Source organism: Photobacterium angustum (genome assembly GCF_003026365.1).
Taxonomy (GTDB): domain Bacteria; phylum Pseudomonadota; class Gammaproteobacteria; order Enterobacterales; family Vibrionaceae; genus Photobacterium; species Photobacterium angustum.
In genome coordinates this window covers 1-16,911 of the sequence record NZ_PYOM01000019.1, presented here as the reverse complement: position 1 = coordinate 16,911, position 16,911 = coordinate 1, and the positions used below count along the sequence as shown (strand labels likewise).

18 protein-coding genes are annotated in these 16,911 nt (G+C 37.5%); 9 read left to right on the top strand and 9 right to left on the bottom strand.

Going from position 1 to position 16,911, the window contains the following annotated elements; all coding sequences use genetic code 11:
• Positions 1-27: 27 nt before the first annotated feature.
• From CTN01_RS17695 to nagE, 3 genes are all read right to left on the bottom strand, one after another.
• On the bottom strand, positions 28-1,356 hold the full coding sequence (locus tag CTN01_RS17695) for a sensor histidine kinase (protein WP_045084132.1): 1,329 nt from the start codon (positions 1,354-1,356) through the stop codon (positions 28-30).
• Positions 1,337-2,014 carry a response regulator transcription factor gene (locus CTN01_RS17690; protein ID WP_005367748.1) on the bottom strand — a complete coding sequence of 226 codons (678 nt, stop codon included), beginning with the start codon at positions 2,012-2,014 and terminating at the stop codon, positions 1,337-1,339. Before CTN01_RS17690 ends, CTN01_RS17695 begins: the two co-directional genes overlap by 20 nt.
• Before the next feature lie 183 nt (positions 2,015-2,197).
• Entirely contained in the window at positions 2,198-3,583 is a 1,386-nt protein-coding gene (gene nagE / locus CTN01_RS17685) for an N-acetylglucosamine-specific PTS transporter subunit IIBC (protein WP_045147718.1), read from the bottom strand.
• 343 nt (positions 3,584-3,926) lie between these two features.
• On the opposite strand from nagE, the gene CTN01_RS17680 reads away from it, so the two are divergent.
• The gene (locus tag CTN01_RS17680; RefSeq protein WP_045147720.1) at positions 3,927-4,640 is read left to right on the top strand and encodes a phosphatase PAP2 family protein; all 714 of its coding nucleotides are present in this window, start codon (positions 3,927-3,929) and stop codon (positions 4,638-4,640) included.
• Between the two features lie 47 nt (positions 4,641-4,687).
• Here CTN01_RS17680 and CTN01_RS17675 read toward each other — a convergent pair whose 3' ends face one another.
• Positions 4,688-5,047 carry a helix-turn-helix domain-containing protein gene (locus CTN01_RS17675; RefSeq protein ID WP_045084134.1) on the bottom strand — a complete coding sequence of 120 codons (360 nt, stop codon included), beginning with the start codon at positions 5,045-5,047 and terminating at the stop codon, positions 4,688-4,690.
• Between the two features lie 343 nt (positions 5,048-5,390).
• On the opposite strand from CTN01_RS17675, the gene CTN01_RS17670 reads away from it, so the two are divergent.
• Together CTN01_RS17670 and CTN01_RS17665 are read left to right on the top strand one after the other, a co-directional pair.
• A complete protein-coding gene (locus CTN01_RS17670) occupies positions 5,391-5,708 on the top strand; it encodes a hypothetical protein (protein WP_244155969.1) in 318 nt (105 codons plus the stop codon).
• Between the two features lie 81 nt (positions 5,709-5,789).
• A complete protein-coding gene (locus CTN01_RS17665; RefSeq protein WP_045147722.1) occupies positions 5,790-6,236 on the top strand; it encodes a DUF411 domain-containing protein in 447 nt (148 codons plus the stop codon).
• A gap of 119 nt (positions 6,237-6,355) precedes the next feature.
• On the opposite strand, the gene CTN01_RS17660 is transcribed toward CTN01_RS17665, so the two are convergent.
• The 3 genes from CTN01_RS17660 to CTN01_RS17650 all read right to left on the bottom strand — a co-directional run bounded on the left by CTN01_RS17660 (position 6,356) and on the right by CTN01_RS17650 (position 8,397).
• Positions 6,356-6,715 carry a hypothetical protein gene (locus CTN01_RS17660; RefSeq protein ID WP_146150434.1) on the bottom strand — a complete coding sequence of 120 codons (360 nt, stop codon included), beginning with the start codon at positions 6,713-6,715 and terminating at the stop codon, positions 6,356-6,358.
• Positions 6,716-7,168: 453 nt separating this feature from the next.
• Complete coding sequence (locus CTN01_RS17655) at positions 7,169-7,945, bottom strand: phosphotransferase (protein WP_045147725.1); 777 nt, start codon at positions 7,943-7,945, stop codon at positions 7,169-7,171.
• Positions 7,946-8,079: 134 nt separating this feature from the next.
• Complete coding sequence (locus tag CTN01_RS17650; RefSeq protein WP_045147727.1) at positions 8,080-8,397, bottom strand: heavy metal-binding domain-containing protein; 318 nt, start codon at positions 8,395-8,397, stop codon at positions 8,080-8,082.
• 206 nt (positions 8,398-8,603) lie between these two features.
• On the opposite strand from CTN01_RS17650, the gene CTN01_RS17645 reads away from it, so the two are divergent.
• From CTN01_RS17645 to CTN01_RS17635, 3 genes are all read left to right on the top strand, one after another.
• Positions 8,604-8,876, top strand: coding sequence for a DUF3081 domain-containing protein (locus CTN01_RS17645; protein WP_045128992.1), 273 nt, complete (start codon positions 8,604-8,606; stop codon positions 8,874-8,876).
• A 121-nt stretch (positions 8,877-8,997) separates the two neighbouring features.
• The gene (locus CTN01_RS17640) at positions 8,998-9,483 is read left to right on the top strand and encodes a CIA30 family protein (RefSeq protein WP_045147728.1); all 486 of its coding nucleotides are present in this window, start codon (positions 8,998-9,000) and stop codon (positions 9,481-9,483) included.
• A 354-nt stretch (positions 9,484-9,837) separates the two neighbouring features.
• Positions 9,838-10,923 (top strand): methyl-accepting chemotaxis protein, encoded by a 1,086-nt coding sequence (locus CTN01_RS17635; RefSeq protein WP_045147730.1) that lies wholly within the window; start codon positions 9,838-9,840, stop codon positions 10,921-10,923.
• 213 nt (positions 10,924-11,136) lie between these two features.
• Here CTN01_RS17635 and CTN01_RS17630 read toward each other — a convergent pair whose 3' ends face one another.
• Complete coding sequence (locus tag CTN01_RS17630; RefSeq protein ID WP_045147731.1) at positions 11,137-12,105, bottom strand: hypothetical protein; 969 nt, start codon at positions 12,103-12,105, stop codon at positions 11,137-11,139.
• Between the two features lie 206 nt (positions 12,106-12,311).
• On the opposite strand from CTN01_RS17630, the gene CTN01_RS17625 reads away from it, so the two are divergent.
• The 3 genes from CTN01_RS17625 to CTN01_RS17615 all read left to right on the top strand — a co-directional run bounded on the left by CTN01_RS17625 (position 12,312) and on the right by CTN01_RS17615 (position 16,085).
• The gene (locus CTN01_RS17625; RefSeq protein WP_005367679.1) at positions 12,312-13,556 is read left to right on the top strand and encodes an NADH:ubiquinone reductase (Na(+)-transporting) subunit B; all 1,245 of its coding nucleotides are present in this window, start codon (positions 12,312-12,314) and stop codon (positions 13,554-13,556) included.
• Between the two features lie 228 nt (positions 13,557-13,784).
• Positions 13,785-14,483 carry a DUF2786 domain-containing protein gene (locus CTN01_RS17620; protein ID WP_045084145.1) on the top strand — a complete coding sequence of 233 codons (699 nt, stop codon included), beginning with the start codon at positions 13,785-13,787 and terminating at the stop codon, positions 14,481-14,483.
• 297 nt (positions 14,484-14,780) lie between these two features.
• Positions 14,781-16,085, top strand: coding sequence for an inosine/guanosine kinase (locus CTN01_RS17615; RefSeq protein WP_045147732.1), 1,305 nt, complete (start codon positions 14,781-14,783; stop codon positions 16,083-16,085).
• A 63-nt stretch (positions 16,086-16,148) separates the two neighbouring features.
• Here CTN01_RS17615 and CTN01_RS17610 read toward each other — a convergent pair whose 3' ends face one another.
• Positions 16,149-16,580, bottom strand: coding sequence for a PaaI family thioesterase (locus CTN01_RS17610; RefSeq protein WP_045147733.1), 432 nt, complete (start codon positions 16,578-16,580; stop codon positions 16,149-16,151).
• Between the last annotated feature and the right edge of the window lie 331 nt (positions 16,581-16,911).

Genomic DNA, 16,911 nt, shown 5'->3' with positions numbered 1-16,911 from the left:
AAAAGCCCGCAATTAGCGGGCTTTTTATTAGTTATCATTCATTCTATGGTCATGTTTTAATGGAAAATATAATCGCGCCCGCAAACCAGGATTATTATCACTAAACGCTAAATCGCCACCATGCCTTTTCATCACCGCTTCAACAAGAGATAATCCTAAGCCAAAACCTTGATGCGTCCTGCTTTTATCAGCACGGTACATCGGCTCTTTAATGCGTCCTTTATCTTCATCCGATACGCCAAGCCCATTATCAATCACTACCACACCAAAATGATCAACGACAACATCGATACTTCCCTCATCAGGTGTATATTTAATTGCGTTTTCAACCACATTATAAATGGCACGAAAAAGTAAACTAGGTTCACCTTTTACATGGTATGGCTCATCCTCACGAAATGATAAAACCTGTTTCTTTTCATCCGAAATAGGCAATAGAAAATCAACAACATCTTGGCAAACTTGGGATAGACTAACCCATTGCTTATCAATTTTATGTTTACCTGTATTGATATGAGAAATTTCTAACATGCCATTGAACATACTAAGTAGTACTTCCAAATCATCATGGCAAGCTTCTAAATCTTTGGTAAACGGCGCCGTATCTTTTTCAAGTAAGCTTTCAAGCCGAAGTTTCATTCTTGCAATTGGTGTACGCAAATCGTGCGCCATACCAACCGAGAGTTCCTTTAGTGACTCTTCTTTCTTTTCAACTTGTTCAATAAGAAAGTTAAGGTGGATTGTCAGTACATCAAATTCATCATCATTTTTACTGACTGGGAGTTTCACCCCCTTCTCGCCAAGGCTAACTCGGTTCATACCATGATTAACACGTTCTAATTTCTTTAAAATAGAAATCGCAAATAATAGAGCGCCCGCTAGCATTAATATCACGGGAACAACAATGCCAGAAACTAGCATTGGTACCATATTGTCTCGGTATGAGCGCATTAATTCAGGGTTGATACCAATAATTAGTATATTATTATTCCGTAAATTTAATGTCCTCTGAAAGCGATTAACACGTAGTTCTGTATCTGATAATGCTGCAGGGTACGTTATCGCAGTATTTGCCTCTGGTCTCTTGGTAATCCTATACTCAAACACATTTTGGATTTGCTGATGCTCTTTAACAAGATCAGGTATCTCGTTAATATGACCTTTTTGAACCATACGCTCAAACAGTGCCATTTCATTACTTAATTCTTGTGCTAACTGTTTATGGTAAAACATTTCTGAATTAACAAAAACTTGGTTAATAAACAGTATAAATATAATGGCAACACAACTAATAAAATAGAGTAGAACTTTAAAAGTACTCGAACGCGATAATCGATCAGAGCCTGCGTAAGACATAACCTGCACCTCTTACGGTATGTATCAAACTTGGCTCTCCACCTTCTTCTAATTTTTTTCGTAAGTTTGCGATATGTACATCGATAACATTCGTTTTAGGATCAAAGTGGTAGCTCCATACCGATTCAAATAAGCTCATCCGCGAAACTACACTTTCTGCATGCTCCATTAAATACTGCAGTAGTAAGAACTCTTTTTGCTGCAAATTTAATTCACGAGATCCGCGCCATACCCGATGAGATTTAATATCAAGCCGTAAATCGTCATAGCTATATTCAGATGAAATATTCACACTAGACTGATGGCGCTTAACTAATATATTGGCGCGAGCAATGAGTTCAGCTAAGGCAAAAGGTTTTGTTAAGTAATCATCACTGCCTGCAGTTAATCCAGCGACACGATCTTCTACACTATCCATGGCACTTAAAATTAGGATCGGGGTTTCATTTTCTGTTGCTCGTAATGCTGCAAGTACTTTTAAACCATCAAGTATAGGTAACATCCGATCTAAAATAATCAGTTGATATTCACAACTTGTTGCCATCATTAACCCTTGATGACCATCCTCTGCTTCATCAACAACAAAACCATGCTCTCGCAATCCCTGTGCAATAAATTCACGCGTAGTGACATCATCTTCAATAACGAGAACTTTCATTTAATACCTAATCATTTTCTTCTCAGCGCTTATTCTCGCATTATATACACAAGAGATATAATTTTCAGGTAATAGGATCATAGCTTTACCTTTTAAAAACAAAAAACGGCCTACCAAAAGGTAGGCCGTTTAACGTGACCATAGGGGGAATTATGAAATCACGAATCTCTTTGTGTTAACGTCTTAAAGTGACTTCATCTGGTTAGCAATAATTTCAGCTTGTGGGCCAAGGATAACTTGAAGGTTGTTAGAACCTACATTCACTACACCTTTAGCACCAAGTTGCTTAAGTTTTGCATCATCGATAACTGCACGGTCAACAATACCTAAGCGTAAGCGAGTGATACAAGCTGAAATATCAGTTAAGTTATCCTTACCACCTAGAGCTTCTAGGTAAGATTTAGCTAAATCCGCTTTGCTTGCAGCATCATCTTCTGGGTTTGAGTTTTCAGCTGGTGTATCTTCACGACCCGGTGTTTTAAGATTAAACATCTTAATTACTGCAACGAAAATTACGAAGTAGATTGCGCCAACCACAAGACCCATTGGGATGATTTCCCATGAGTTGTGTGCTGCTGGTGCGTTGTAGTTCAAGATGTAATCAATCAAGCCTGAAGAGAAGCTAAAGGCCATGTGGATATTCAGGTAAGATGCAACAACAATACTCACACCCATTAAAATAGCGTGTACTACGTATAATGCTGGAGCTAGGAACATGAACATGAATTCGATTGGCTCTGTGATACCAGTTAAGAATGCAGTTAATGCAACACTTAACAACATACCACCAACCACTTTCTTGTTTTCTTTCTTCGCTGTTACATAGAATGCAAGCGCAGCACTTGGCAAACCAAACATAACAACAGGGAAGAAACCACTTAAGATTTGTCCAGCAGTAGGGTCACCAGCAAAGAAACGAGAGATTTCGCCTGTTACAACTTGACCATCAGCGGCTGTGTAACTACCGAATACAAACCAAACCATGCTGTTTAGGATATGGTGTAAACCAAGTGGAATTAATAGACGGTTAGCAACACCGTAAACGAACTCACCAGGTACGCCACTAGTTAGAATCCATTGACCAAGATGGTTGATACCATCTTGAATTGGAGGCCAAATAATGCTGAATGCGTAAGCAAGTACTAAAGCAACTAAACCCGTTACTATAGGTACAAAACGCTTACCACCAAAGAAGCCAAGGAACTCTGGCAATTTGATTGCATTGAAGCGGTTATATAGAAGACCTGCGCAAACACCAATAATGATACCGCCAGCAACACCTGGATCAACATCTGGATTTAACGTTTTAAGTGCCGCCATCAGGATGAAATAACCTACGGCTGATGCAATCGCTGCTGCTGCTGAATTATCTTTTGAAAATCCGGCACCCACCCCCATTGCGAAAAGTAATGCAAGATTGGTAAATACAGCCTGGCCACCAGCTGCAATAAAAGGAATATTTAATAGATCAGGTTGTCCAATACGCAGCAAAATACCAGCAATCGGTAAAACTGCAATAGGAAACATAATTGCGTTTCCTAGCTTTTGGAAATGTCCGAGAATGCTCATCCTCTTCTCCACGTTAAAAGTTAAAATTAAAGTAAATTGTTTTAATAACTTAATGATACGCTTTGATTCTTAATTGGAATTAAGCAAAAGATTAAGGATTCTTAATGTTTGCTTCTAAAAGCACAATCCTGAGTGATGGATATCACAGTTTTATAAATTTTACCGTTTTGCACGTTTAATACGGAAAATAACTAACAACAAATCGGTATTCCTATGTGGTATTAAGCATTCCTTTTAGCGTAAAAAATGATTGGGTTTATGAAAATAAAATATCAATACTATGGCACTTTCAGTAGAATTTGCGGTCAACCTACCCATACCCTATTACTGATTGACTTTAACTATGATGTTTTTTATCTCTCGAAAACTTGTTAACTATCTAGCATTAGCTTTTTTTGCATTAGCACTTTTTATTGCTATCTCTATATTCCCAGTACCTCTGTTAAGCGATCCCATTAATGATGCGGCTGGTTTATCATTTTCTTTATTAACGGATACGGCAGGTAAACCCTTCTTCCTTATCACAACCGTACTACTGTGTTTATTACCGGTCTTTTTCCGTTTACCTAAAAAACAAATCATTAAATTGTGGATTCAATTCGCTATTTTGTTGGTATTAAGTTTTGGCGCGAAAACAATCTTAAAGCATGAAACCGCAATACCTCGTCCTTATACTTATGAACTACAGCGTTTAAACCTAATCCCATCACCTGAAAACTTTTATCAGCTGAATAAAAGTGAAAAGGAAAACGTAGTTAAAAAAGCATCTGCCTATATTAGCCGATGGCGTATTCGTAGTTGGGAAGGTGAAACTAACTATTCTTTTCCATCAGGGCATACAATCTTTGCAGCGATTTGTATTCTGTTTTGGGGCGGCTTCTTATTACGTACTCGCCACTATTTATTAGCTGGTGGACTTGTAGTATGGGCCGTAGGTGTAGGTATTAGCCGTTTATGGCTAGGTATGCATTTCTCATCAGACGTAATGGGATCTATCTTATCTGCCGCAGTGTTATATTTATTTATACCCGAGTGGCGAGTAGATTCTGAGAAATAATAAAAAAGGGCTCGCAAGAGCCCTTTTTACATCAACACGATATTAACTTACTGTACAGGTGTCGCTTTGTGTTCGTATTCAACAATCAATTGATTACCCGAATACGTTACGTTAGTAATTTCACCATCAAAAATAAACGTATTCTTAATAGATGAATTAGCGCTTTGTCCTGAAGCCATTTGCTCTCGCAGTGACGGTAAAATCAAGATAGGGTCAACATTTAATAAACCGCAAAACTCATTGACGAACTGTTGCTCAATCGGTTTAGATCCTCGTAAAATATCTGAAAACTCCAGTTGCGTTAAGCCTAGCTTTTTAGCCATTTCAATCTGAGTTATACGCATTTTTGCTTTATAACTCATCCATGTGTCATGCAAAATTTGACGATCTTTTTCGGTATACAACATAATTAGCCCTAACAGCGCATTTTTTATTTTAAAACAGAGTAATTTCCTCTAGTCAGAATAGTTTACGCCTAGTTACTAGGTATTAATGTCAAAATCGCGTTAAGCTCTGCTTCGATAACACAACTCGTTACAACCTCGTTATTGTACTTACATTATGTTTATATATACTTGTTAGTAATTAATATTTATAAGCTAATGTTATGTAAGGAATGCTTGCTTTTATATGGTTAGGTTGTGTCGTAGTTCAATCCTCACACTATTTATCATTTTCAGTGTTTTTACTAACGCTGTAATTGCACGCACCATTAGCTTTGATCAAATACCTCAGATACATTGCCTTCAAATGACAACACCATTAATAGAAGCAGCCCATCCAGAACAATGCTGCGATGAAGGTATGCCTATGTTGTCAACGAACATAACGACGCTTTCCTCTTGTGATATGAGCGATATCGATGATATATCACTCACTCACAACGATACTGTTAAAGAAAAATCATCATGCTGTAATGACGATGATTGCAAGAGCAAACAAACACAAGCCGCACTGTTAACTTTCTTTGCGTTTTCTGCGATTGTTAATGACGTTCAATTATATGCAAGTCAAACACACACACCTGTTCATTTTAGTGAAACACAGCTAAGACCTCCTCTCGTTTAACAAAATAACTAATCGGCATTTGCCACCACTTTATTTTGTTATTTAGCGCGACAGTTTTCGCGTAATTTGAAGGATTTACAGATGAAAATTTCACATATCTTTGCAGCTACATGCTTATTTTTTACCTCATTGGCTCAAGCAAGTACACCAATTACTGGCACTAACTACCAGTCACCTTACTGTGGTTGTTGTAAAGAATGGGTTAAGCATATGGAAGACAATGGCTTTAAATTAGATATGGTGTACGAAGAAGACTTAACACCAATTAAAGTTAAATTGGGTTTACGTCCTGAATATGCGTCATGTCATACTGCACAAATTGAAGGTTACACTTTTGAAGGACATATTCCAGCGGCTGAAATTAAGCGTTTCTTAGAAAGTAAGCCTGAGCGTATGATTGGCCTTGCTGTAGGTGGTATGCCAATGGGCTCACCTGGTATGGAATATGGCGATAAAAAAGATGCCTATGAAGTGTTAGCATTTGATAAGGATGGCAACACCATGGTTTGGTCACGCCACAACCAGTAATCTAAACGTATATAAATACATGTAACAAAAGAAAGCCCGTTTTTTAATAACGGGCTTTTTTATCACTTTTTTCACACTAAGATTAATAATGTGTTAATGCATTTATCGTTTATAAATCATTATTTTTTCTTCGAGGTCATTAGAGATAAGCCTTTATTCACACTTAATACTTCACCACTTTTATCCATCCTAACAGTAAAGTTATTACTGGTGATTTTTTCATATCCGTTAGCTAATTGCTCTATTGATTCCTGTTTGGTAAATTGAACTTGTAAATGCTCCGATTGCTCAACCGGACTCTTAAAATGGTGTTGAACTAAAATAGGCTCTTTATAATTTTCAACAAAAGCGCCATACTTTTCAGCTATCGCTGATTCCGCTATAACAATGGCTCGAGACTTATCAACAAAGAAAAGCGTACTTTCACCACCATGTACATTGACACTCAATAACAAAATTAAAAATAATAGATTTCTCACAAGCCCTCCTATGGCATAACGAAACATATAGCCTCAATAATCATTTCTATATACTGACAAGTTATTACACTAAAACATCAAAATATTTAATCGTACTAACATCTCATGAAACCATATATCACGAGACACCTTGAACACTTTATTGATACATCTCGTTAAAAATATTGCTATCAACGTATGTAATATACAATTGCTAAATATTAATAATCTAAACGCTATATTTTCAAATATATAGAGTTCAGTATGGACAAAGCAGGAAAAATAAACTGATTGAATAAAAGTATAATTGGCCGAGTAAACAGAGCAAATGAGATTAATCAAAATGCGATAAGTAACAAAAACAGGGCTGAAATAATGATTATTTATAGCACAATCAATAAACGTTCTGTATTTAAAATAAAAGACCAAGATATTACATTCCCTAGGTCTTTTAATTAATAAAAGTCTTAATTTTTACTTATATAAATTATTCGTTATGAATTGAGAATTTGTTTTAAAATATTCGATATCGCTAAGATAAGCGAGATGGTGACCATTATTAATATTATCAATAAAGGAAGCGTTTCCCTTGTTGGCTTCACTTTGCATAAAATCAACTAAGGTTTGAACCCTATCAATCATTGTTTCAACTAACTTTCCGCGCTCTTTATTTGATAAACCATAACCATCACAAAAGAGACGAGCTCTAACGGATTGGGCTGCCAAATCTCCTAAAGCATCATATTGATTGGTTTTAAATGGTGCCCAACAATAAATAGCATAGGCAATATCCCAAAGCCTTGGCGCTGGATGAGCCGTATCAAAATCAAAGATACCGATTGTTTTAACACCATCTAAAGCAACATTGTAAGGCGCAAAATCACCATGACAAATTACCTCATATGGTGTTCTACTTGGTAGCATCCATTGCGAATGTTTAAATGATGGGCTAGTGATAAACGAAGCAGTAATATCATGGTATTGGCGTAAAAGCTTACTTGCAGAAATTAACGCCTCATCTGTGGCAATATTTCCCTCTAACGGATAATTGTAAACATCCCCAGATACGATAGACAATATCTCGTTTCCATCGCAGTCGAAGCCTAAAAACTTTGGCGTGTTATTAAAACCTTTATTTTCAAGGTGGTATAACAACTTATGAACGGACTCTGACCAGAAACCACTTGGTCGATACACTTCATCTTCAGTAAGAAAAATTTGCCCTTGTCGTCCACCTTGAAGCTCTTCCATACTAGTTCCTTTCATTAAAATCCATGTAATAAGAATGTATTTATAAATAAACGGCACCAATAGACAATTTTCACAAGACTATTCCAACACTTCAGCTAACGTATAAAGTGACAAATAGTGGATAACTCTTATCCTTATGTTCGTAACTTAACAGCAGTACCAAATGCCATAATCTCGGACGCGCCATCAGTAACAGCGCTAGTAGTAAACCTTACGCCAACAATAGCATCCGCACCAAGGTTCTTAGCCTCTGACACTAATCTTTCCGTCGCGATAGCTCGTGCTTCAGTCAGCATTTCGGTGTAGCCTTTCAATTCACCACCAACAATACTTTTCAACCCCGCCATTAAATCTCTTCCAACGTGCTTAGACTGAACAACATTGCCATTAACAACACCTAATATCGTTTCAATTTCCCGACCTGGAACTGTTTCTGTTGTTGTATAAATCATGACTTGCCTCTTGACCATAGTTAAAAATTATCAATACCTTATCAAAGTAACATTGCTATTCATTTAATACGTCATGTTTTTTTAATTTTTATCTCATTATTTCTAAAGCTTTCATTAATGATTTTAAGTGATCAATTAATATCCTTAAATCGTAGTATCTTTAGTTGTATATAATTAATCTATTCATAAAGATAACTAGGATCACAATGGAGAGAAAATTGACTATTAAAGAGTTTCTCAGAGTGTTTGACTATATTCGCTCAACAGGAGAACAGCTCAATAATAGATATAAACTAGGCGATATATACGCTTGGCACGATTATGACGGTTACACATGCTGGCTCAATTATAGGGACGTTACGGTAACACTTATGTTTCATGGCTCTCTCAACGTCGAGTACGATAAACTTGCAAATTATTCTGATTTTACTCATCAATGCTTAGCTATGCTCGCCACGAACGATAAAGAAAATATGTAGGGTTTCTATGAAATTATCCAGTATTTATCGATATAATTTATTAGAACACTTTTTATCACTGTTGGTATTGATCGTTACTTGTATTATTTTTTCTAAACACACTTTTGCATCAAGGCTCAATATGATTGATTTTACTCAACCTAATGAACATCAATACTGGACTACTGTTAATGATGATGTAATGGGTGGTATTTCCACTGGGAAATTTAGCTATGATGGAAGCATAAGTCAATTTACCGGTGAGCTATCATTAGCTAACAACGGCGGATTTAGCTCGGTAAATAGATTACTACCACCATTAACTAATGACATTAACGCTGTAAACCTCAGCTATATTGGTGATGGTAGAACATATCAATTACGCTTTACAACTTGGAAAGATGGCTACCGTATTAACTACAAACATGAATTTGAAACGATTAAAGGACAACAAAGTAAAACTTTTAACTTTAATAATTTTAAAGCTGTTTTTAGAGGAAGGTTACTGAGTGGCGCTCCCGAACTTGCCGCACAAGATATCAAACAAATAGGCCTTTTAATTGCTGACAAAACACCACTCCCTTTCGTCTTGAAAATTCAGAGTGTTGAATTCCTTAATTTTAAATAAACTTCATTTACGCATAGAAATGTGGGGGAGAGAATTAACTAGTCTTTTCCTACCACTCCATAATTAATAAAAATATTAAACACTTTAATGTGCTTGGATGTCTTCACTCAATTGTTAATGAAGCTGTTTCACTTGATCTGCCTACAAAGCTTTTACAATCCCCCCACTCCATTGTTAACTGGTTAACAACACATTGCTTTGTTTTTTATTCACAATCTTTAAATTTTTGTAACAAGTCACGGTATAAAAATTGTATTTATAAGATAATATTCTTAATTTTATTATTAGTACTCAGTATTACTTTAACTATGGAAGATCCATTGTATTTCACGGCTAAATAAAGGTTTGATAACGATGTTTGGACGAAAACGAATAGAAACAGAAAATAAAGCGCTAAAGCAAGAGTTAGCAGACCTTAAAGAAAAGTATCAAGCTGATATCACCACCCTAGAAGAAAAACTTCAAAAAAAACAGCAACTTATTCAATCGACTAAGCAGGATAACTATAAAAGTAATGAGTTATTATCGTGCAGCTTAAAAGGTGGCGACATGCTTGCAACTATCCGTAATGAGATGGTTGAAAGTGCTCAATCAATGGAACATGAAAACCATCAGCTACAACAACTAGACGAAATGTTTTCACAAACCCATCAGGCTCTTTCACGCCTTGAAAATCGTGCCGTTAACATCAGCTCCCAAGCAACTCAGAGCACTGACTCTGTACAAATACTCGATACAACCGCCACTTCTATTTCTCACCTTGTATCTACGATTAAAGAAATTTCTGACCAAACTAATTTGTTAGCGCTTAATGCCGCTATTGAAGCCGCTCGTGCGGGTGAAGCTGGGCGTGGTTTTGCAGTTGTAGCCGATGAAGTTAGAAATTTGGCAGGTAAAGCGAGCGAAGCCAGCGAGCAGATAGACACGCTTGTTAGCCAAGTGCTTAAACAGGTTAATGAAATAAAATCATCGATTAATGAGAACCAATCTTGTGCTGAAGAGGTGTCAGCTTCTTCTGCTCAAATCGGTGCAATTGTTAATGAAGTCGTTGGCCAATCTGAGCATATGCAGCGGGTTATTCATATTGCATCAACGCGTGCTTTTTTAGACACCGTTAAACTCGATCATGCTATCTGGAAAAATAATATTTACAGCTTCCTACAGCGTGGTGCATTTAATGAAGTCGTTAATAACCACTCAGAGTGTCGTTTAGGTCAATGGTACTACCATGGTGAAGGTAAAGCATTTAGCCATTTAAGAAGCTATGCATTAATGGAAGAGCCTCATAAAACAGTTCATGAAATGGGTCGAGAAGCGATGAGCCAAGCTAAATCGAACAATATGCCAGAAGTGGTAACGGCAATAAACGCTATGGAAGAAGCAAGTAAAAAGGTGGTTGTCCAAATCGACAGTTTGATGCACGAAATAACCCAAAGCTAGTTGATTGGGTTATTTTAATTACACTCTTCTGTCTATACCGAGTGTTAAAGATTACTCAAATATAAACGGTGTATAGCATTTTTTACGCGCTATACACCGTTGCTCTATAAGGTTAAGGAAAATCTCCACCATAGAAACACTGAAACTGACTTAGTAAGAGCGCAACAATCTCCCCTCACTATTACAGCCATTTGATGGCTGTAATTTACTCAATTAAGATTCAAATAGCTGCTTATTAGGATCAGAATTAACGACCCATTCAGGATCGATCTCTCGTTGCTCAAGGTAAATCTGTAATCCATTAAAATACGTAAAGGCTGTTAATTCAGATTCTTTATTAAAATGCTCGAAAAACGCCTCTTCTTGTTCAGCTAACAATTGCAGTGTGGTTGCACCATGTTCTAGCGCCCATTGAATGGCATAAGGTGAAATCATCGTGCGATGTAAGATCAGCTCTTTAATCTCCGAAATAGCGACTTTTGTGTTTTTTCGACGACGATTATTGCTAGTTTCAATCTTTCTGTTGGCTTTTTCTTCCGCTAACAGTGCTCGTAAACTCGCTAAACTTGCCGCAATTTCAGCACTTGAATAACCGTAGCTTGTTTTACAAAAACGCAAGGCATACGCCATTTTATCGCGTCCGACTAATTCAATGACCTGTTCCAAATAGGGCTGTGGGATCGCATACGCCGTAGCCAGTTGGATCACGGCATGATTTAAACTGGTATACACAATGCCATCAAATTCAAATTGGAACGCTGTTGTTAGGCCTTCAACAGGAATACCATCAATACTTACCGCCCATCCACGATAATTAACACGCCCTTTGGCAATTTCAAACATTGCCCATGCGCTTTCACGAAAACCTTCAAGTGCTTTGCCTTCAAACTCACACTCTTCCAGCTCTTGCTTGGTCCAATTAACGCCAATCTGTAAATGCTTTTGATACTTCTTATGCAGTTTCTCTTTCACTTTATCTCGCAAAAGATCAAGGCTGCTTACTTTAATCTCTTTTGTAAAACCAAAACACTCTTGGCAGCAAGGCACCATGATCGGTGAAGATTGACCATCATAATTAGGCTTTGCCATAAAAGCATGGCTTTCATAATAAGGTTCGCCACAAAACCAACAGGTATGACGAAACTCAAAAGGCACATCAATCGACACATAATCGGTCGTCATATGGGAGTACTCATTGTTGTGGTTATTAGTAAGGTTGATATGTTCTCAACCTGATATGCCTATTTATACTTAAAGTCTGTGTTTATGGCTAATCTGATTTTATCTTTCATTAAATATATAGGTGCTAGATAAAAGAAAAGCACTAACTTGCTTAAAAAGCGATCTATTTTAGCGTGCGCTCGTAATACTACATAGGAGGATGTGTTATGAGTCTTAAAAGTTTCTTAGATAATCAATCACCAAAGTTCAAACCTGGTGGACGGTACCAAACCTTTTATCCTTTGTTTGAGGCTGTTGAAACTATTTTCTACACCCCAGGACAAGTTAATAAAGGAATTACTCATGTTAGAGATAGTATTGATTTGAAACGTATTATGATCATGGTTTGGCTAGCTGTTTTTCCCGCCATGATTTGGGGTATGTACAATATAGGACAACAATCCAGTAATGCGTTGTTATACGGACTTGATGCGACGGCGGCTCAGCAAGCATTGGATTCTTCATGGCGACTTAGCTGGGTATGGGGTTCTCTCGACGCAGTTCAGCAATCAAGTTGGATCAGTGATCTTTTAGTTGGTGCTAGTTACTTTTTCCCTGTTTATCTTACTGTCTTTATTGTTGGTGGATTTTGGGAAGTATTATTTGCCATTATTCGGCGGCATGAAGTAAATGAAGGCTTCTTCGTCACTTCTATTTTGTTTGCGCTTATTCTTCCTCCGACTATTCCACTTTGGCAAGCTGCGCTAGGTATCACTTTTGGTATTGTTGTCGCAAAAGAGATCTTTGGTGGTACTGGTCGAAATTTCTTAAACCCAGCTCTCGCCGGTCGTGCTTTTTTATACTTCGCCTACCCTGCAAATATGTCAGGCGGCGCTGTTTGGGTTGCAGCTGATGGTTATTCAGGGGCTACACCACTCAGCCAGTGGTATGAAGGTGGTCAAAATGCACTGACGAATAACATGACGGGGCAATCAATCTCATGGTTTGATGCTTTCATTGGTAATATTCCCGGTTCTATGGGAGAGGTCTCAACCTTGTTTATCGCCCTAACAGGCTTGATATTAATCTTTATGAGAATTGCATCCTGGCGAATTGTACTAGGTGTTTTCATCGGCCTCGCAGGTACCTCTTTACTACTTAACACTATTGGTTCAAATACCAACTACATGTTCTCAATGCCCTTCTATTGGCACTTTGTAATAGGTGGTGTCGCTTTTGGTACTTTCTTTATGGCAACTGATCCAGTTTCTGCCGCATTTACTAATAAAGGAAAATGGGCATACGGCATTTTAATTGGTGTGATGACCATATTCATTCGCGTACTTAACCCTGCTTATCCAGAAGGTATTATGCTCGCTATTTTATTTGCTAACTTGTTTGCACCACTGTTCGATTTTATGACCAAAACAGGAAATATTAAACGCCGTGCTAGACGGGCGGCATTAAAATAGAAACCTTCACTGATACCCTTATCAACTATCTGATTACACGATAATCTTCCGTTTCGTGTAATCAGATAACAAGAAAAATATATCAGCATAAATTGTCGTTATAGTATGTTGTTATGATAAATATTCGATTCTTAGTATTAATTCCCCCTATTAAGAGCCGTTACGCTTGATGTAGAAGCAACTAAAGCGGTAAAATACGCGCCCTGTTTTAAATCGTGGGTATGTTGAATGTCTGAACAAAAGCGAAAGGCGCTGAAGAAAATAGCAAAATGCCTTGAGTTAGGTAACTCGGCTAACGTTAATGAAGCCGCGCAAGCTATTCGTATGGCCCATCGCCTCATGCTCAAATATGGTCTTGAAAAAGACGATATTGAATTCATCAAAATGGGCAAAACAAAATCTCAGACCTTACTCCCAAGTGATATTAGTGCACAGATTTTAAAAATCATTCGCGGTATTAATCGTCGATTCGGTGTGGAATGTGTACTGACCAATTACAAGGGTTTAAAAAAAGCTGAGTTCATTGGCATGGCTGAACGTGCAATTTTCGCCGCTTTTGCTTTTGATGTTGTATATCGTGAAATGAATCAACAAACAGGTCAATTCAGAAACAGTTTCGCCGGTACTGGTACTAGCACACAGGAAGTAACACGACGTGTAAATTCTTTCTTAGCGGGTTGGCTTGAAGGTGCATTAGAAAAACTGCCGGAGTTAACGACAGACGACGACCATGATCAACGCATGGCTAACTACATTGATAAACAATTTGAAAACCTTGATCGTGAAACGTTTAAAAAGCAGCTTCAAGAAGCAATGAAAGCACTTACCGATGATTATGAAAAAGGCATGAAAAAAGGCCGCTCTATTTCGGTCAGCCGCCCTGTTGGTGGTAAATCAGCACAAGAAGAATTAAAAAGACTTAACTGATTCTAACCTTTTCTCTTAAAAAAGCTGCTAATGCGGCTTTTTTTATAACTTTACAATTTATAAATTACCGTAATAGCTAATATAACGGCTATTTCACGCCTATCAAAAACCAATGCACAACATTGATAAATAGCTTAAAAGCATAGTTATTAGCCTCTTTTTGTGTAACTTTATTTGACTCGTTCAAAAAAGCAGCAAAAGAACATCTATTAACACGATATTTCAAAGAAATGAGATTCCAGTCGCGTTTTTATGTTAGAATAAATCAAAATCCCTTAATTCCATAGCCATCAAGACATGAAATTTCCAGGTCAACGTAAGTCAAAGCATTACTTTCCTGTCAATGCCCGCGATCCATTAGTTGTTCAAATTCAACAAGACAATCCATTAGCAAAATCACATCTAATTGGTGTTGGTCAAACCATAGTTGATATTGAAGCTCGCGTTGACGATGGCTTCTTAGCCAGACATGCTCTTACTAAGGGACAATCTGTCGTTCTTGATGAAGATAAAGCTGAACTGCTTTATAAAGAATTAAAAGATCGTAAGCTTATCAGCCACGAATACCCTGGTGATACCATTGGTAATACATTGCACAACTACTCTGTATTAGCTGATGATAAGTCAATTCTGCTTGGTGTAATGAGCCAAGATCTAAAAATCGGTTCATACGCATACCGCTATTTATGTAACACCTCTAGCCGTATGGATTTAGATTATCTACAGCCAGTAAATGGTCCTATCGGTCGTTGCTACACGCTTATCAGTGAAGATGGTGAACGTACTTTCGCGATTAACGAAGGTCAAATGAACCAGCTTCGTCCAGAAAGTATTCCTGAATCTGCATTCAAAAAAGCCTCTGCATTGGTGCTATCAACTTACCTTGTTCGTGGTAAGCCAACAGACCCAATGAAAGATGCAGCACTTAAAGCTATCGAATACGCGAAAAAGTACAATGTGCCAGTAGTACTGACTATGGGTACTAAATACGTTATCGAAGATAAGCGCGAGTGGTGGATTGAGTTTCTAAAAGAGCACGTAACCTGTGTTGCAATGAACGAAGAAGAAGCAGAAGCATTAACAGGTGAAACAGATCCACTGACAGCTGCTGATAAAGCACTTGATTGGGTTGATATGGTTCTGTGTACAGCAGGTCCTGCTGGTTTATACATGGCAGGTTACACCGAAGATTCATTAAAGCGTGAATCATCACTGCCACTTCTTCCGGGTAAGATCCCAGAATTCAATAAATACGAATTCAGCCGCCCAATGGCAAAAAGTGCATGTGAAAACCCAATTCGTGTTTACTCTCACATCGCCCCTTACCTTGGCGGCCCAGTTGAGATCAAAAACACAAATGGTGCAGGTGATGCTGCGCTTTCTGCGCTTCTACACGATATGTCTGCCAACCGTTTCCATAAGGTTAATGTACCTAATTCTGCGAAACACACTGCGAACTTCTTGTCGTACTCGTCTTTCTCTCAGATTTGTCAGTACTCTAACCGTGTTAGCTATGAAGTATTGATACAACACGCACCTCGCCTATCTCATGGCCTACCAGAGCGTGAAGACTGTTTGGAAGAAGCATACTGGGAACGTTAATTCCAATTTGCAATAGTTTAAAAAGGAGCTCATTAGCTCCTTTTTTCATATCTGTAATATGGTTTAAACACCATAACCATTTACTTCAGCAAGTTTCTGTTTACTACGAACGAAAACACCACTACCTCGCCCTATTTCTCTGTTTTCAGCATCATAAACTACCGCTTCAACAATAAACTGAGATTTATTTTGGTTTACCACCTTTCCCACTGACCGCATTGCCCCTTCTGAAATCGGTCGGGTTAAATAAGTCGTAAATGATGTTGTTAATACAAACACTTCGGTTTCTAGTGAACTCGCCGCAAAGAAAGCAGCATCATCAAGCATTTTAAAATACACTGAGCCGTGAACAGCCCCCGCAGAATGATGTAACGATGAGTTGGCATTAATTTCAATCTCAGCCATCCCTTCACTAACAGTCATCAATGGTGAGTAAAACTGATTGATAGGTGCAGCGGCATACATGTTTTCAAGTTTTCTATAATGAACATCCATGTTGAGAAAACACTCCTTTACTAGGGTTTAAGGCTTTTTTATTATTAATGATATCAGTATATTCAATTATTGCTTTTACTGATGTGATGAATATATAAAAACCAACAGTGCTTCAACACTATCGCCTTTCATCTACTTTTAATAAGTACTAATTTACACTCATAAATTTCATCACGAATACGCTTATAAGACACTGGATATAACGTTCCAACAGTATAAAAAATACAGAAAAATTAAAAATTTTATAGTATTTAATCAGCGGTGATATTTTTGTCACACATTTTCACTGTTTTATTTGAACTTAATAAAAATTCTTAAACTAGATATACAC

What these genes read in the sequence shown, in the direction of transcription:
- CTN01_RS17620 (WP_045084145.1), top strand. Translation starts at nt 13,785, where the DNA reads ATGTCTGAACAAAAGCGAAAGGCGCTGAAGAAAATAGCAAAATGCCTT.
- CTN01_RS17610 (WP_045147733.1), bottom strand. Translation starts at nt 16,580, where the DNA reads ATGGATGTTCATTATAGAAAACTTGAAAACATGTATGCCGCTGCACCT.
- CTN01_RS17675 (WP_045084134.1), bottom strand. Translation starts at nt 5,047, where the DNA reads ATGTTGTATACCGAAAAAGATCGTCAAATTTTGCATGACACATGGATG.
- CTN01_RS17650 (WP_045147727.1), bottom strand. Translation starts at nt 8,397, where the DNA reads ATGATTTATACAACAACAGAAACAGTTCCAGGTCGGGAAATTGAAACG.
- CTN01_RS17695 (WP_045084132.1), bottom strand. Translation starts at nt 1,356, where the DNA reads ATGTCTTACGCAGGCTCTGATCGATTATCGCGTTCGAGTACTTTTAAA.
- CTN01_RS17655 (WP_045147725.1), bottom strand. Translation starts at nt 7,945, where the DNA reads ATGGAAGAGCTTCAAGGTGGACGACAAGGGCAAATTTTTCTTACTGAA.
- CTN01_RS17645 (WP_045128992.1), top strand. Translation starts at nt 8,604, where the DNA reads ATGGAGAGAAAATTGACTATTAAAGAGTTTCTCAGAGTGTTTGACTAT.
- CTN01_RS17665 (WP_045147722.1), top strand. Translation starts at nt 5,790, where the DNA reads ATGAAAATTTCACATATCTTTGCAGCTACATGCTTATTTTTTACCTCA.
- CTN01_RS17670 (WP_244155969.1), top strand. Translation starts at nt 5,391, where the DNA reads ATGACAACACCATTAATAGAAGCAGCCCATCCAGAACAATGCTGCGAT.
- CTN01_RS17690 (WP_005367748.1), bottom strand. Translation starts at nt 2,014, where the DNA reads ATGAAAGTTCTCGTTATTGAAGATGATGTCACTACGCGTGAATTTATT.
- CTN01_RS17615 (WP_045147732.1), top strand. Translation starts at nt 14,781, where the DNA reads ATGAAATTTCCAGGTCAACGTAAGTCAAAGCATTACTTTCCTGTCAAT.
- CTN01_RS17630 (WP_045147731.1), bottom strand. Translation starts at nt 12,105, where the DNA reads ATGACGACCGATTATGTGTCGATTGATGTGCCTTTTGAGTTTCGTCAT.
- CTN01_RS17635 (WP_045147730.1), top strand. Translation starts at nt 9,838, where the DNA reads ATGTTTGGACGAAAACGAATAGAAACAGAAAATAAAGCGCTAAAGCAA.
- CTN01_RS17680 (WP_045147720.1), top strand. Translation starts at nt 3,927, where the DNA reads ATGATGTTTTTTATCTCTCGAAAACTTGTTAACTATCTAGCATTAGCT.
- nagE (WP_045147718.1), bottom strand. Translation starts at nt 3,583, where the DNA reads ATGAGCATTCTCGGACATTTCCAAAAGCTAGGAAACGCAATTATGTTT.
- CTN01_RS17625 (WP_005367679.1), top strand. Translation starts at nt 12,312, where the DNA reads ATGAGTCTTAAAAGTTTCTTAGATAATCAATCACCAAAGTTCAAACCT.
- CTN01_RS17640 (WP_045147728.1), top strand. Translation starts at nt 8,998, where the DNA reads ATGATTGATTTTACTCAACCTAATGAACATCAATACTGGACTACTGTT.